The organism is Pseudomonas sp. TR47 (assembly GCF_044143025.1).
Lineage (GTDB): Bacteria > Pseudomonadota > Gammaproteobacteria > Pseudomonadales > Pseudomonadaceae > Aquipseudomonas > Aquipseudomonas putida_E.
This window is the reverse complement of record NZ_JBHFCS010000016.1, coordinates 94424-108638: the sequence shown is the minus strand read 5'-3', so window position 1 is coordinate 108638 and position 14215 is coordinate 94424. Positions and strand designations below refer to the sequence as shown.

The 14215-nt window shown below is 60.2% G+C and carries 14 protein-coding genes; 1 reads left to right on the top strand and 13 read right to left on the bottom strand.

Annotated features, from left to right (window positions below; translation table 11 throughout):
- Positions 1-21: 21 nt before the first annotated feature.
- From ACEWE8_RS17475 to ACEWE8_RS17465, 3 genes are all read right to left on the bottom strand, one after another.
- On the bottom strand, positions 22-1554 hold the full coding sequence (locus tag ACEWE8_RS17475; protein WP_046786290.1) for a UxaA family hydrolase: 1533 nt from the start codon (positions 1552-1554) through the stop codon (positions 22-24).
- 63 nt (positions 1555-1617) lie between these two features.
- Positions 1618-1749 carry a hypothetical protein gene (locus ACEWE8_RS17470; RefSeq protein ID WP_262982428.1) on the bottom strand — a complete coding sequence of 44 codons (132 nt, stop codon included), beginning with the start codon at positions 1747-1749 and terminating at the stop codon, positions 1618-1620.
- 16 nt (positions 1750-1765) lie between these two features.
- Complete coding sequence (locus tag ACEWE8_RS17465) at positions 1766-3151, bottom strand: MFS transporter (protein WP_046786291.1); 1386 nt, start codon at positions 3149-3151, stop codon at positions 1766-1768.
- A 281-nt stretch (positions 3152-3432) separates the two neighbouring features.
- Between ACEWE8_RS17465 and ACEWE8_RS17460 the strand changes: the two genes are divergently transcribed.
- A complete protein-coding gene (locus ACEWE8_RS17460; RefSeq protein ID WP_046786292.1) occupies positions 3433-4470 on the top strand; it encodes a LacI family DNA-binding transcriptional regulator in 1038 nt (345 codons plus the stop codon).
- Between the two features lie 12 nt (positions 4471-4482).
- Here the strand turns inward: ACEWE8_RS17460 and ACEWE8_RS17455 are convergent, their stop codons facing one another.
- From ACEWE8_RS17455 to ACEWE8_RS17410, 10 genes are all read right to left on the bottom strand, one after another.
- Positions 4483-5406 (bottom strand): alpha/beta hydrolase, encoded by a 924-nt coding sequence (locus ACEWE8_RS17455; RefSeq protein WP_046786293.1) that lies wholly within the window; start codon positions 5404-5406, stop codon positions 4483-4485.
- 67 nt (positions 5407-5473) lie between these two features.
- A complete protein-coding gene (locus ACEWE8_RS17450) occupies positions 5474-6754 on the bottom strand; it encodes an OprD family porin (protein WP_046786294.1) in 1281 nt (426 codons plus the stop codon).
- A gap of 52 nt (positions 6755-6806) precedes the next feature.
- The gene (locus ACEWE8_RS17445) at positions 6807-7676 is read right to left on the bottom strand and encodes an aldose 1-epimerase (RefSeq protein ID WP_395589336.1); all 870 of its coding nucleotides are present in this window, start codon (positions 7674-7676) and stop codon (positions 6807-6809) included.
- A gap of 91 nt (positions 7677-7767) precedes the next feature.
- A complete protein-coding gene (locus tag ACEWE8_RS17440) occupies positions 7768-8856 on the bottom strand; it encodes a mandelate racemase/muconate lactonizing enzyme family protein (protein ID WP_046786296.1) in 1089 nt (362 codons plus the stop codon).
- A complete protein-coding gene (locus tag ACEWE8_RS17435) occupies positions 8853-9662 on the bottom strand; it encodes an NAD(P)-dependent oxidoreductase (RefSeq protein ID WP_046786297.1) in 810 nt (269 codons plus the stop codon). The genes ACEWE8_RS17440 and ACEWE8_RS17435 overlap by 4 nt, the downstream gene beginning before the upstream one ends.
- 65 nt (positions 9663-9727) lie before the next feature.
- Positions 9728-11017 carry an MFS transporter gene (locus ACEWE8_RS17430; RefSeq protein ID WP_046786298.1) on the bottom strand — a complete coding sequence of 430 codons (1290 nt, stop codon included), beginning with the start codon at positions 11015-11017 and terminating at the stop codon, positions 9728-9730.
- An 87-nt stretch (positions 11018-11104) separates the two neighbouring features.
- A complete protein-coding gene (locus ACEWE8_RS17425; protein WP_046786299.1) occupies positions 11105-11398 on the bottom strand; it encodes a Dabb family protein in 294 nt (97 codons plus the stop codon).
- Between the two features lie 13 nt (positions 11399-11411).
- Entirely contained in the window at positions 11412-12818 is a 1407-nt protein-coding gene (locus ACEWE8_RS17420) for an aldehyde dehydrogenase (NADP(+)) (protein ID WP_046786300.1), read from the bottom strand.
- 86 nt (positions 12819-12904) lie between these two features.
- Complete coding sequence (locus ACEWE8_RS17415; protein ID WP_046786301.1) at positions 12905-13351, bottom strand: nuclear transport factor 2 family protein; 447 nt, start codon at positions 13349-13351, stop codon at positions 12905-12907.
- Positions 13352-13354: 3 nt separating this feature from the next.
- Positions 13355-14164, bottom strand: a complete 810-nt coding sequence (locus ACEWE8_RS17410; RefSeq protein ID WP_046786302.1) for a dimethylmenaquinone methyltransferase — start codon at positions 14162-14164, stop codon at positions 13355-13357.
- Positions 14165-14215: the final 51 nt, after the last annotated feature.

The following is a 14215-nucleotide window of genomic DNA, read 5'->3' as shown; positions in this document are numbered from 1 at the left end:
GGCGACTAACGCGGGATCAACTCACGCAAGGACGCCAATCTGCCATGGGCAGAACTCATCCTCACCCAAGCCATTCTCTTCGCTCTTGGTCGGCTCCCCCGAGGCATGGGCGAGCAGCCGCTCGAAGATCTCCTCGCCCATTTCGGCGATGGTCTTGTCACCATCAATGATTTGGCCGCAGTTGATGTCCATGTCGTCTGTCATGCGGTTGTACATCGGTGAGTTGCTAGCGAGTTTGAAAGTAGGCGCCGGCACTGAGCCAAAGCACGAGCCACGGCCTGTGGTGAACGCAATCATATTCGCGCCGCCAGCGATCTGGCCTGTGGCTGAAACCGGGTCATAGCCTGGGGTGTCCATGAACACCAAGCCACGGGTTTTGACCGGGTGTGCATATTCATACACATCCATCAGAGGTGCATTACCGCCCTTCTTGGCACCGCCCAGCGACTTCTCCAGGACGTTGGCCAGACCACCTGCATTGTTGCCAGGGCTGACACGCCCATTAATCTGGGTGTCTCGGCCACGGTTGTACTCTAGCCACCACTCGATGCGATCAATCAGCTTGCGCCCTACTTCAGGCGTAGCTGCGCGCGCCGTTAGTGTATGTTCAACGCCGAAAATCTCCGAGGTTTCCGAAAGGATCGCGGTACCGCCATGACGCACAAGGATGTCCACCGCGGCACCCAAGGCCGGGTTGGCCGAGAGACCTGAGAAACCGTCTGAACCACCACATTGCATACCGATCTTGAGATGCTCAGCCGATACGGGTTGGCGCCGAACGTCGTTGGCCTTTGGCAGCATGCTCTCGATCAGTGCGATGCCTTGATCAGTGGCGCTTTTCACACCACCGACGTCCTGGATCACCAGCTTTTTCAACATGTCACCTTCGACCAAACCTTCCTGCTCGAAGAACCCATGAATGTTGTTTCGCTCGCAACCCAAAGCAATCACCACTGCGCCGACAGTGTTGGGATGCTTGATGAAGCCGCCGATGGTGCGACGCAACAAATCCATCGGCTCACCGGTCATTTCCATCCCGCAGCCAATCTCATGAACGAAAGGCACCACGCCATCAACGTTCGGGAAACCAGCCAACCGGCGTTCGTCGTAGTGGTTGGCAATCTTTCGCGCCACCGTGGCGCCACAGTTACCTACTACAAACACCCCCAGATAATTACGCGTGGCGACCCGACCATCCTCGCGAACAATGCCTTGGAAAGTAGCACGCTGCTCAGGCGGAAGTAGATCAGTCGGAACGTAATCCAAACCGTAGCGGTAGTCGCGATCGGTCTCTCCAAAAACGATATTGTGACTGTGCATCCACGTACCTGGTTGCAGGTCTTCGGAGGCATAACCGATCACCGTGTTGTACTTGAGCACCGGCTCACCTTTGGCGATCAGCCGAGCGGCAACCTTATGCCCCAGTGGAACAGGCTGCTGGGTGGTGACGCCTTCACCAGGGATGGAGGTGCCAGCGGGAATCTCGATGCGAGCGACTACAACATTGTCGGCTGCATCCAGGCGAATGACAGGGCTGACTTCACGGTGACTCATAATGTTTTCCTATTATGGCAATAGACATGGCAGCGGTGGCATAAGCACCACCGCCGCGATTACTCAGGGACGCTTACCGCACTCGCGGCTGTGTTCAGTCCACGCCAGATTCATGATCTGCAAGAACGGCGTGATGCCGCCAACCCGAGGTGCATCAGGCTGAATGAAGTCGATGTAAACGTTGCTTTCGATCATGAGTAAATTCTCGTTATCACTGAGCGTCGGAACGTTTGCCGGTCAGGTCGGACAGCTGCAGACGCTGGATGCGACCAACAATGACCAGGTAGGAGAAAGCAGCGAGCAGACCGTGGGCGCCGACGTAGATCAGTGCGCTATTGAACGAGCCGCTGGAGTGCAGCAGGTAACCAATTACCACGGGCGTGACGATGCCGGCAGTGTTGCCCAGAGCGTTGAACACGCCGCCAGTCATGCCGATCATTTCCCGCGGGGCGGTGTCAGCCACCACGCTGAAGCCGAGATTGCCGAAGCCTTTACCGAAGAAGGCTAGGCTCATCACAGCGATAACCAGCCATTGGGCATCCACGTAGTTGCAGAGCATCATGGTCGAGCTCAGCAGTACGCCGGTGATTATCGGCGTCTTACGGGCGATGCTCAGAGACTTGGTGCGGCGTAGCAGGTAATCGGAGAAGAAGCCTGAAGACACGGCACCAATCAAGCCGCACAAGGCTGGGATCGATGCCACGAGGCCAGCCTGGAGAATGTCAAAGCCTCGCTCCTTCACGAGGTAGATCGGGAACCAGGTGACGTAGAACCAGGTGACCGCACTGACGCAGTACTGGCTGATGAACATGCCCAGCAGCATGCGGCTCTTGAACAGCAAGCCTACTTCGGCCAGCGAGCTGCGGCGATTTTCCTTGGGCAGTGCGGCCTGGGCTTCAAGGTCGACCAGGGCCTCGCCTTTGCGCAGATAGTCGAGCTCTTCGCTGTTCATCTGCGGGTGATTGACTGGCAGGTAATAGTTCTTCCACCAGATCGCAGCAATGCCGAAGCCTACAACTCCCATGACGATGAACACGTATTCCCAGCCAAAGGCGTAGCAGAGCCAGCCCATGAACGGCGTAAAGAAGGCCAGCGAGATGTACTGCGCACTGTTGAAGATGGCACCGGCCATGCCCCGCTCTGCCGACGGGAACCAAGACGCGATCACACGGGTGGATGCAGGCCCCACCGGAGCCTCGGCTACGCCGAGCAGAAAACGCAGGCCCAGCAGCAGCGGCAAGATCATTCCGACAAAATGAACCAGGCCCATGCACACGGTGAAAGCCGACCAGATGCAGATTGCAAGGGCCATAGTTTTCTTCGAGCCGAAGCGGTCGGCCAGCCAACCCGACGGGATCAGGAAGATCACGTAGGCCCAGCTGAAGATGGAGAACAGGTAGCCCATTTCTACCGAACTAATGCCCAGCTCTTTGCTCATGTCCGATCCTGCTACCGACAGGGCCGCGCGATCACCACTGCTCAGGGCCAAGACCATGGTGATCAGGGCCAGTATCAAATAGCGGTAACGGGTGGCCGCAGAGGACGCGGCTACGGCGCCAGTGGCAGGCCCGGCGGCGTAGGTGTCGTGGTTATGCATCGGGGTTGCCTCATTGTTTTTATATTGGTGTCGTGCAGAGTCTCGTACGGGCACCTGCTTCGAATTCTGGCATTTCGCAGCCAATCTCCGGGCCGCTTCTGGCCAATGACAGCGCTAGCAAATGACAGCGCTGTCATTCATCCTAAGCCCGATCAAATAAGCTTTGCAAATCGTCTAAAGGTAGTTATTCCCATGGATTGGGAATGCGGAAGATGTGCGAAAAAAAGGGCCAATCCGGTACACTCTCCATCACGCTTAACGCTCCAGTTCAGAGGCCCCCGATGCTGGAAACGCCCGCTACCGAAGCCGACCCGAAGCCACTCCTCGCCGCGCCTGCCACCCTGGACGATGTGGCCAAAATGGCCAAGGTATCCCCAATCACTGTTTCGCGAGTCATCAACCGACCGGAGCTAGTTTCGGAGAAAACTCAGAAGAAGGTACGCAGTGCTATCCGCAAGACCGGTTACGTACCCAACATGCTTGCCGGCGCCCTCGTCTCGCAGCGCAGCCGTCTGGTCATCGTGGTCGTACCCAACCTGTCGAACCGCGCTTTCGTCGACACCGTTACCGAACTGGGCAAGCGCTTGGCAACTGCGCGCTACCAACTGCTGCTAAGCCAGTCCGACCTCAACGAAAGCCACGAGTCCGAGCTGATTGATGCCATTCTTGCCCGGCGTCCCGATGGCATCGTGCTCACTCGCCGACTGCGAAGCGAGGCCGCGCGGGAGAAGCTAATGATTCGAGGTGTACCAGTGGTCGAAACCTGGGAGCTGAGCGAACAGCCGATTGATACCGTGGTGGGTTTTTCGCATGAGGCGGTTGGCACAGCCATGGCCGAGCACATCGTTGGCCGTGGCTACCGCCGAGTCGGCCTGATCTGGAGCGATGACGACCGTGCCAGCCGACGTCGCCAGGCCTGTATAGCTGCATTGCAACACGCAGCAGTCGAGATTGTTGCTTCGGAAATGGAGTCCGCGCCGGTGAACATGGGTCATGGCCGTCAGGCCATGGCACGACTGCTTGCCGCTAATGTGAAAATGGATGCTGTGATCTGCAGCATCGACCTGCTGGCCCAAGGGGTCATGGCCGAGGCACAGGCTCAAGGCCTGCGCATTCCCACCGATATTGCGGTGATGGGTTTTGGTGACCTGGAATTTGCGGCCCACACTCACCCGCGTCTTAGCACAGTTAACATAGACGGCGGGCGGATCGGTTTGCGTACAGCGCAATTGCTGCTCCAACGTATAGACGGCAGCCTGGCGCGTGGCGAATGTATAGAAGATGTAGGCTTTAACCTTGTAGTGCGCGAGAGCACCTGAAAGCTGCTCTCATCAATCGACCCAGCGCTGTAACTGCGCAGCCATGCGTTCCCAAGCCTGCTCAACCTCTGCTACCCCGAACGCGCGTAAGCTCGAATGCACCATGCCCTCCCCCACCCACACTTCGGCGGGCACGCCGCTCGCCCTCAGTGCAGCGGCATAGGCGATTCCGTGGTCGCACAGTGGGTCTACCCGCGCGACGATCACTAGCGCCGGTGCCAGCCCCCCAAAGTCATCGCCCTCCAGTGGCATCGCCTGTGGGTCGCTTCGTTCGGACTCATCGGGAAGAAAGCCTTGCAGTGATTGCATCAAGCCCGCCACGGTCATCATCGGGGCCTTGGCATGTTCCCGCATCGACGCGAGATCCTGGCGTGCAGTAAGTACCGGGTAGACTAGCAATTGGCCCAACGGTTGCGGCTGGCCAGCCTCAAGCAGCGCTCTACACAGCCCGGCTGCCAAGGTGCCCCCAGCGCTGTCGCCGGCAACTATCAACGCACTCTGGCTGAGGTTGGCATCTACTTCGCCGTTGCGCAGTGCCGTCCAAGCTTTGATGCAGTCATGTAGTGGTGCGGGGAAAGGATGTTCGGGTGCAAGTCGATACTCCACGGCCACGATGGCCAGTTGTGCCCTCTGAGCCAGGGCGTATGCGAACCAGTCGTGAGTGTCGAGGTTACCCAAGTCCCAGCCACCACCGTGCAGGTATAACAGGGTTGGCCAGCCACCTTCAGGCACCTCGCCAGCGGGTTGATAGCAACGCAAGCGCAGGCCTTCAACATCGATATCGTCAATGCGCCAGCCCACAGGTACCGGGGGAGTGCAGTGTCGGCAAGCCTGCAAAAATGCCGCACGGCGAGCTGCCAATGTGTTTACCTCGGAGGCAAAACGTTGGCTGCTGTCGATGTAGGCTTGCATAGCCGGATCAAATTGGGGTGGCATCGTTGGGTTCCTCGTCATCAACTCGTGGTGATAAGTTGCCGGGGTGCATTGCATCCCGGCGTGGTGCTCAGAACAACGGCAAGGTATAGGCAACGATTACCCGGTTCTCATCCCGTCGCCCGGTTACATCGCCGCGTAACTCGACGTTGCGCCAGCGCAGCACCAGGTTTTTCAGCGGCCCGCTCTGGATTACATACGAGATATCAAGGTTGCGCTCCCATTCACTCCCATCCTCCCCGCCCACCTTGAAATTGTCTCCGCGCACATAGCGGGCGAACGCCGTTAAGCCCGGCATGCCAAACGCTGCGAAGTCCACATCGTAACGTGCCTGCCAGGAGCGTTCCTGGGCGCGGTCGAAACGCAATACCTGCACGGCGTTGGCTACCCCTGGCAGATCGGTGTCGTGAATGAACGGCAATGCACTGTCGCCGGCGTTGTACTGGTAACCCAGGCGGAAGGTATGGGCTCGAAGGTTGGCACTGAGCATCGCCGAGGTCATGCGGCTGTCTAGCTTACCGGCCTCTTCGCTTCCGGACTCGCCGGTGTCGAGATAATTGAGGGTGCCGGACAGTTTCCAGTTACCTGCCTGGAGGCTTTGGGTACCGGTATACAGTGTCTGTTGATAGACATCCTGCAGGCGGCCCGTCCACAATCCCAGAGAGGTTTGCGCAGTGGCGCGCCAGGTTCCACCCAGGTAGTCGAAGCCATCACTGAAAACACTGTAATAATTGCCGACCTGAATGTCGCGAGCGCCGGCGAACTCGCGTTGGTTCACCTTGCGCAATTGGCCCACACCGAGATCTAAATTGGCGAATTCGCGGATATCCAGCATGGCGCCTTCGAAGAATTGGGGCAGCAAGCGCGCATCGCCAGAGCTCACCAGAGGAATCTTCGGAAAAAGACCGCCCACTTTCAGTTCACTCTTTGAATACTTGAGCTTTAGTGCTGCCGTGGCTTCAGAGTACTCGTCCACCGAGCGCGGGTCGGCATTACGCGCCCCCCCTGCCCGGTCGTAGGCTCCGGGTAGCAATGCGGTGCCGCTGCGCGAAGGAGACGAATCGAGCTTCAAGCCAAGCCCTGCGTAGATGTCCACCCCTACTCCAACGGTGGTGTCGGTGTAACCCGACTCTCCCTTGAGAATGAAGCCTTGTGCCCACTCCTCCAGCTTGGACTGTGCAGGCTTGGTGGAATCGCGCAAGTCATGGTTGTAGTAGAAATTGCGAAACGTGAGGTTCGCCTTGCTATCGTCCAAAAAGGCCGCTTGAGCACACAAAGGCCCGAGGCCCAACAGCAGCGACAAGGGTTTAGCAGCGCGAGCGAAGCCCGCTCCAGTCAAGGAGTCTTTCATTATTGTTGTTCTCTGTTGTGGGTTGTATCGGATGCGGCGGCCGAGTCGCGACTCAGCGTTCTTGCCAGGTAAAATCGAGGGAGGCTTGCAGGCGCTGCCCGGGCGCGAGCTCTAGGGTTCCAGTCTGCGCCCAGCGATCGGGCGGTTGGTTGAACGCATCGGCCAGATGTGACACCGGCTCAAGACACAGGTACGGGCTATCGGCGGGAGCGAAGGCCACGAAGTGGCTCAAGGGCTCGCTTGCCTTAAGGGAGAGAATGCCGCTGGGGTAGTCGAGCAGCAGTTGGCCATCCCAGGCTGACTGGTAATGCGCCATCGCCTGGCCCTCATCGGCATCAATCAACTGCGCCTGTATCACTTCGCCGCAGACACCTGTCGCAAGATACTGGTCATCGATCAGCCATTCTCGGCCAACCTGATAGCGCACCTTTAATCCTGGTTGGCGCAGGAAGTACGGATGCAATCCCAGACCGGCAGGCATTGGCGAATCGCCCAGGTTGATCAGCACCAGTTCGATGCTCAGGCGTTGCCCATCAAGCAGGTAGTGCTGCTCTGCACGGAACGCCCAAGGCCAGTGCTCGCCTTGGTATTTGCAGGCTATCGTTAACTGCTGGTCGCTTTGATCCACTACTTGCCATGGCACCGTGTGGGTCACGCCGTGCAAGGTATGCGGCTTTGCGGCAGGGTGAGCCGACAATGGGTAATCGCGCCCGGCAAAATGCAGATGAGCATTGCGGATGCGGTTGGAATAAGGAATCAGCGGATAAGCGCCGGCTCGCGGCCAGTCCAGCGGGTCGAATGCTTCGGCGCTGATCGGCAATAGCACGTCGAGTCCGTCGGCGCGCAGGTGCGCGATTCGTCCGCCCCACGCAGGCAGCAATCCAATTGACCAAGTGGCATTGTTCAGCAGCAACGGTTGCATGAAACCTCCTGTGCCCTGACTCGGGCACGGCTTGGCCCAGCCGCCGCACCTGAGCACGGCAGAGGGAAACAGAACGGGAACGGCGCGTGGCTTAGCGGCGGAAGCGCTCGACCACAGTGAGGTCGATGTCCAGGCCCAGCCCTGCGCCACGCGGGACCTGTAACTGATTACCCTGGCGCAATTGCTCCTGCGGGTACAGCCAGCCTGCAGGCTCGACGAACAGGTACTCCACCTGCGACACCCGTGGCTGCACCGCTGCCAGGTGCAAGGTGGCGATCAGGCCTGGGCCGAAATACGGGCAATGTGGGAGTACCACTGCATCGTGCTGATCAGCCAGTGCAGCGATTCGCAGGCACTCGGAAATACCGCCGACCTTGGTCACGCTGGGTTGGATCGAGTCCACCGCGCCGGCCAGCAGTGCTTGTTCAAACTGCACTGCTGTACACCAGTTCTCCCCCCCAGACAGCGGCACGCCCTGCCCTCGCAAGCTGGCCAGGGTAGCGAAGTCTTCGGGCGGGAAAATCGGCTCCTCAAGCCAGGCCAGTTGCAGGTCAGCCAAGGCCGGCAGCCATTCACGGGTATCGGCCACAGTCCAGGCGCAGTTCACATCGGTAGCCAGCGGCACATCGAGGCCAATCGCGCGGCGGCAGGCAGCAATTTCCGGCAGGGTTACTTCATGCAATTTGATATCGCGGAAACCCATCGCCAGTGCCTTCTCGCAGATTGCCGGCGCCACTACATCGTCGGCATAGCGCACCAGGCTGGCATAGGCTGCCACTTCCTCGCGCCGGGCTTGGCCCAGCAACGCGTGCAGCGGCACGCCCTGGCGACGGGCAGCCAGATCCCATAGCGCGATGTCGACACCCGAAATGGCAAACATCGTCACCCCGTACCGGCCAAACAGGTGCAGGCGCAGCTGTAGTTCCCGGTTGAACGCAGCAATGTCCTCGACTTGCCGATCGAGCAGTAACGGTGCGATAAGGCGGTCGATCATGGCCTTGGTGGCATCAGCGACGAAGTAACCGAAGGCTTCGCCCCAACCCACGTTACCGTGTTCGTCTTCAAGGCGGATCAGCACGTTTTCCAGGCTGTGCCAGGTAGTCGGGGTAATGCCCTGCCCTTTGCCGCCGTCCTGGAACGGGATTTCGACGATTTGGGTATCGATACGGACGATTTTCATACTTGCTCCAGCACGCTGGCCAAAGGAACACCGGCGTACGCGCCGCCCACGTGGTCGCGGCCAGAACCGACCGGCGCCATTGCATCATAGGCAAGGAAGTTCTCCGCCAAGTGATCGGCAGCGTTGTCCTGAGGGCAATAGCCCAGCTCGCGCGCTCGGCGGTTGTGGAAGAACGCGTCCGGGCATTCCGACACGCCATAGACGATTTCGTGGCGCACCTCTGGATGCTCCAGCCCGATCAGTACCAGTTGCGCCAGGTCTCGGGCGCTCGTCCACAAGCGCAGGCGGCGGGCATCAGCGACTTTAGGGTCGGCGTTACCGATGCGAACGACGAAGGTGGCCAGCTCGCTGCGCTGCGAGAAGGTGGCGCAAGCAGCCTCACCAAACACCTTGCTCAAGGCGTAGTAGCTGTCGGGTGCTACGGGGCTGTCATCGAAGTGGGTAGCCGACTGGCTGTGGTACTGGCCCAGCACATGATGGCTACTGGCGAATACGAAGCGTTTGGCACCTGCGCGCTGGGCAGCCTCTAGCAGGTACAAGGTGGCGTGGTAGTTGGGCTCAACCGTGCTCTGGAACTGGATATCCGTGCCGTGAGCACAGGCCAGGTGAAGCACTGCGTCCACCCCCTCGGCCGCCTGGAGGACGAAGTTCGGATCGGTCAGGTCGCCGACGAGCGCCGTTTCCCCGTTCACCAGGTCAGTGACAGGTCGGCGATCCAATAGGCGCAGGTTGAAGCGTTCGCGCAGATAAGGACGCAGCGCGGTTCCGACGATACCGGCAGCGCCGGTGACAAGAAGCGTAGGCATGGCGAATTCCCAAAATCATGTGTGGTGCAAAGGCCTGGCGGTGCTGGGTCGCCAGGCGGGGCAAATCAGGCAGTGGCGGCTGCGGTAGCGTGCTTCAGCGGTTTTTTGCCGACGAACAAGGCAACGATCAACGCCCCCAGAATACCCAGGCCCGCCGCCAGGCCGAAGCCGCTGGCGTAGGTACCGGTAGACTGGATGATGAAGCCAGTCACGGTTGGCGCAACGATCCCACTGAGGTTGGCCAGGCCATGCATGAAGCCACCGGCAGTGCCGACCTGGTGATCCGGCACGGCATCCTGGATCAGCGACCAGTAGGCCGGGGCCGTCAGCATCAGGAAGCCGATGGCAACCGTCATTACCACCACCGTGCTGGTAACGCTCTCGACCTGGCCAGTGAGGCCGATGCATACGGCAGCGATCAGCAGACAGGTCACCAGCACCACCTTGCGCGAGAACAGTTGCTTGCCGGTGCGCTTGAACACCCAGTCGATCAGCAGGCCGCCGCAGACGAAACCGACCGTGCCCACGAGCCAGGGCAGCGCGGTGACGATGCTCATCGCCTTCAGGTCGATGCCTTTGGCGTCGATCAGGTAGCTGGGGAACCATGTCATGAAGAAGTAGAGGATGTAGTTGTAGCAGAACAGCGAAACACCGGTGACTAGCACCGAGCGCTGCAAGATAATCTGCAACACCGGCGTGCGCGGCGCGTCTTCTGCTGTGGTTACCGGTGCCTCGCGGCCCTCATTGATTAGCGCCAGCTCTTCAGCAGACACCAGAGGGTGCTCTTTGGGTGTAGAAGCCGACATACGCCACCAGGCGATGGCCCACAGCACCCCGACCACAGCGATGATTACGAAGGCTACACGCCAGCCTAGCCACAAAGCGAGAAAACCCACGATCGGACCGGCCAGGGCGCCACCCAGGGGGCCACCAGCCTGGTTGATGCCGATGGCGCGGGCGCGCTCCTTGACCGGGAACCAGCTGTTTACTGTCTTGTTGGCGGTGGTCGACACCGGGCCTTCACCCACACCAAACAGCGCCCGCACGATCAGTAGCGACCAGAAATTGAAGGCCAGAGCGGTTGCACCGCACAGCACCGACCAGAAACTCATCGACCAGGTCAGCACACGCTTGGGGCCGAAGCGGTCGGCAAGGTAGCCACCGACGAAGCAGAACAGGGCATAACCGAAGAAGAAGCTGCTGAAGATCATGCCTTTTTCGGCAGGCGTAAGGTGATATTCCTGAGTAATGAAGGGCATAGCGATCGACAAGGCAGCGCGATCGACATAGTTGATGATCATGGCGACGAACAGCATCGTCAGGATCGTCCAGCGGTAGTTCTTTTTCTTGTTCATGTGCGACTCCGCCCGGCACCTGTGATGCCGGATCTTTTTTGTTATAGCGCCTGCCCGCAGCCAGCAGGTCAGGCACTGATCAGGGGTCTAGACGCTGTAATCCACTGCCACCCATTCGAAGTATTGCTTGAGGTCGGCGACCAGAGCCTGGTGTGCAGGGTGTGGCAGGTAACGTGCCACTGCATCGGCGTCGTCGAAGCTGGACTCGAGGATGTAGTCCCAGCAAATTGGCCGATCCAGTTCGTTTGCAGCGACTCTCCAATCGCGGATGAAGTCGATTCTCTCCCTGAGGTCGCGCATCTTCGCTACCAGCCCTGCTTCCAATTCAGGCTGTGGCTCGACGCCGGGCAGGCGTCGGAACATGACGATATGTCTCATCATCACACTGCCCTCCTCAGCCCAACACCCAGGTCGGAACATCCTGCAAAGCCACCGGGCGAAGGAAGCGTTCGATGGCGGCGTAGCCGACCGAGGTGGTCTGCGGCGCAGTGGATGCCGGCCATGGTCCACCATGCTGCTGGGCATGACACACGGCAACGCCGGTCGGCACGCCGCTGAACAGCACCCGCCCCGAGACCCGTTGGGCCGCGCGCAGCAACAAGCGGTTGTCCTCGCTGTCAGCCTCCAGCCCCCACAGCGTAGTGGTCAGGGTGCCGCCCACCGCGTCTAGCACTTCAGCCACCTGAGCAACTGACTGCGCGGTGACGATCAACGCGGCGGGGCCGAACATCTCTTCACGCAGGTGAGCGTTGGCGATGAAAGATGCGGCATCGGTGGCGAACAAACGCGGGGCCGGGCCAGCTCCGTCGGCCTGCGGGGCAAACACAGGAGTGGCATTGGCGGCTACCACGGCAGCGGCAGTCTCGAAGCCCTGCTGCATGCCCCGGGTCAGCATGCGGTGCGTTGCGATCGGCGCAATTGCCTCGCCCAGTTGAGCGACGAAGCGCTGGCTGTGCGGTGAATCCAGCAGCACGACCACCCCAGGGCTGGTGCAGAACTGGCCGCAGCCGAGGGTGATCGACGCAGCCAACGTCTTGGCCAGGTTTTCACTATCCTTTTCCAGTGCCCCGGGCAAGGCGACCAACGGGTTGATCGAGCCCAGCTCGCCAAAGAATGGTATCGGACGAGCACGATCGTTGGCTGCCTGCCACAAGGCCTTTCCGCCCTGGTAAGAACCGGTGAACGCCACAGCGGCAATGCACGGGTGCTGCACCAGATAAGTGCCAGCGGCGCGATTGGGGGCTTCGGCCAGGGTTAGCAGGCCATCCGGCAGGCCCTGGGCTCGCACCACGCCTGCAGCCAGAGAGTACACCGCACGGGAAAGCTCCGGGTGGCCTGAGTGTGGTTTGATTACGACCGGGCAACCCGCAGCCAGTGCAGAGGCGGTGTCACCGCCCAGTACCGAAAAGGCGAACGGAAAGTTGCTGGCCGAGAACATGGCCACCGGGCCAAGCGGGCGCTGGATGCGGGTCAACCGTGGGCGGCCTGCAGGTGGCGCGCCCGTGATGGCCATGTCATCGACCAGGCGGTACGGCACGCCGGCCTCCACTTCACTGGCAAAGCCGCGTAGCTGGAAGGCGGTCCGTGCCACTTCGCCATTCAGGCGCCCTTCGCCCAAACCGCTTTCGCGGTCGGCGATGGCGACCAGTTCGGCTTGCTGCTGTTCGAGGGCGCTGGCCAGGCCGCGCAGCAAAGTGGCGCGCATTGCGGCGCTGGAGTCGGCCCAGAAATCGGCAGCGGCAGCCGATTTGGCAACGACTGCATCGATAGCAGCGAAATCGTGGTTGTGCGAGGTGCTCATCTTAACTCCTTGATCAGTACGAGGTGGCGCTCCCGGGCAAGCTCGTCTCAGTAGAGGCGGTCTTACCCGCTAATCAGCCAAAGGCGCTAACGCCCTTTTGGCTCCAGGTGATACCCCCGGCCCACGTAGTCGAAATCAACCAGTTCGTTGATGGACACCTCTTGGTCAGCAGGTGATGCGTAGTAGGCGCGAATTTCCTTGATCAACCCGCTCTGCTCATCGAACACATACCACTCGTCCCCGCGCAGCGCGGTGCCGAGTTTGTTTTTCCAATGCGTCCACTCGATGACTGCTTCGTTGCTGTCGTGGCTGACCAGGATCTTCTCGATAGTCCACTGCGACCCCAGGTTTTCCACGCACCAAACCCACTTGCGAGCAATGGTGTCGGCGGTGCGCCATGGCACCTCGGGCAGGCCAGCCGGGAAGTAATGCACTGCATCTGGGGTAAAGCACGACACCAGCTTCTCGTAGTCGCCTTCATTACAGGCGTCGAAATAGCGGCGGATCAGTTGCGCATGCTTGTGCTCGGCCATGGTTCAGCCCTCCTTCTTGTCGATGATCGATGGGATCGGCGGACGACCGGCAGCAACCCAGGCGTGGTAGTCGCAAACCGATGCCGGGCTCGGTGGGTAAACGCCCCATAGGGCTTCGCCCGAAGCGATGCGCATAGCCAAATAGTTTTCGATATCGTCCTGCACGCAGCAGACTTCGGCCAACTCTTGCGCCAAGTGGGCAGGCACGATAGTCAGGCCATCGGCGTCACCTACGATGATGTCACCTGGGTAGACAGCCACCCCGGCGCAGCCGATCGGCACCTGCAGGTCGGCCACGTGGTGGTAGGAGATACGGGTAGTAGCGGTGATTTCACGGGCGTAGGCCGGCAGGCTCATCGCCGCGATCTCGCTGCCGTCGCGCAGCGCGCCGTCGGTAACGATGGCTTTGGCGCCGCGGGCGAGCAAACGAGTAACCAGGATGTTGCCAGCCGAAGCGGCTGCCGGGTCGTTGCGGCTGTCGATCACCAGCACGTCGCCCGGCTTGATCTGCTCAACGCCGACCCACTGTAAATTGTCGTCGTTGGGCTTGGTGGTCATGGTCGAATAGGTGTCGATGTCTTCACGCGCGGGAATGAAGCGCATGGTGAAGGCACGCCCCGCGAACGGCTTGACGTCACGGGTCATGCTGCGCAGGCCGACAAGCGCTGGCTGGCGGAATCCACGCTTGAACAATTGAGTGGTCAGCGAGCCGCTGCTGCACGTGGCTAACTTGGCCAGTACATCGTCGCTGACTTCGACCTGTTTACCCGAAACGCTCTCATGAGCGTCGGCGTAATTGTGGATGACGGACATTGTTGTAGTTTCTCCTCGCGGGTTCATCCGATGGGGGGTCAAGGCAAAGTC

Excerpts from the sequence above, each read along its gene's own strand:
- ACEWE8_RS17420 (WP_046786300.1), bottom strand. The coding sequence starts at position 12,818 with ATGAGCACCTCGCACAACCACGATTTCGCTGCTATCGATGCAGTCGTT.
- ACEWE8_RS17440 (WP_046786296.1), bottom strand. The coding sequence starts at position 8,856 with ATGAAAATCGTCCGTATCGATACCCAAATCGTCGAAATCCCGTTCCAG.
- ACEWE8_RS17470 (WP_262982428.1), bottom strand. The coding sequence starts at position 1,749 with ATGATCGAAAGCAACGTTTACATCGACTTCATTCAGCCTGATGCACCT.
- ACEWE8_RS17425 (WP_046786299.1), bottom strand. The coding sequence starts at position 11,398 with ATGATGAGACATATCGTCATGTTCCGACGCCTGCCCGGCGTCGAGCCA.
- ACEWE8_RS17450 (WP_046786294.1), bottom strand. The coding sequence starts at position 6,754 with ATGAAAGACTCCTTGACTGGAGCGGGCTTCGCTCGCGCTGCTAAACCC.
- ACEWE8_RS17445 (WP_395589336.1), bottom strand. The coding sequence starts at position 7,676 with ATGCAACCGTTGCTGCTGAACAATGCCACTTGGTCAATTGGATTGCTG.
- ACEWE8_RS17435 (WP_046786297.1), bottom strand. The coding sequence starts at position 9,662 with ATGCCTACGCTTCTTGTCACCGGCGCTGCCGGTATCGTCGGAACCGCG.
- ACEWE8_RS17455 (WP_046786293.1), bottom strand. The coding sequence starts at position 5,406 with ATGCCACCCCAATTTGATCCGGCTATGCAAGCCTACATCGACAGCAGC.
- ACEWE8_RS17410 (WP_046786302.1), bottom strand. The coding sequence starts at position 14,164 with ATGTCCGTCATCCACAATTACGCCGACGCTCATGAGAGCGTTTCGGGT.
- ACEWE8_RS17475 (WP_046786290.1), bottom strand. The coding sequence starts at position 1,554 with ATGAGTCACCGTGAAGTCAGCCCTGTCATTCGCCTGGATGCAGCCGAC.
- ACEWE8_RS17430 (WP_046786298.1), bottom strand. The coding sequence starts at position 11,017 with ATGAACAAGAAAAAGAACTACCGCTGGACGATCCTGACGATGCTGTTC.
- ACEWE8_RS17415 (WP_046786301.1), bottom strand. The coding sequence starts at position 13,351 with ATGGCCGAGCACAAGCATGCGCAACTGATCCGCCGCTATTTCGACGCC.
- ACEWE8_RS17460 (WP_046786292.1), top strand. The coding sequence starts at position 3,433 with ATGCTGGAAACGCCCGCTACCGAAGCCGACCCGAAGCCACTCCTCGCC.
- ACEWE8_RS17465 (WP_046786291.1), bottom strand. The coding sequence starts at position 3,151 with ATGCATAACCACGACACCTACGCCGCCGGGCCTGCCACTGGCGCCGTA.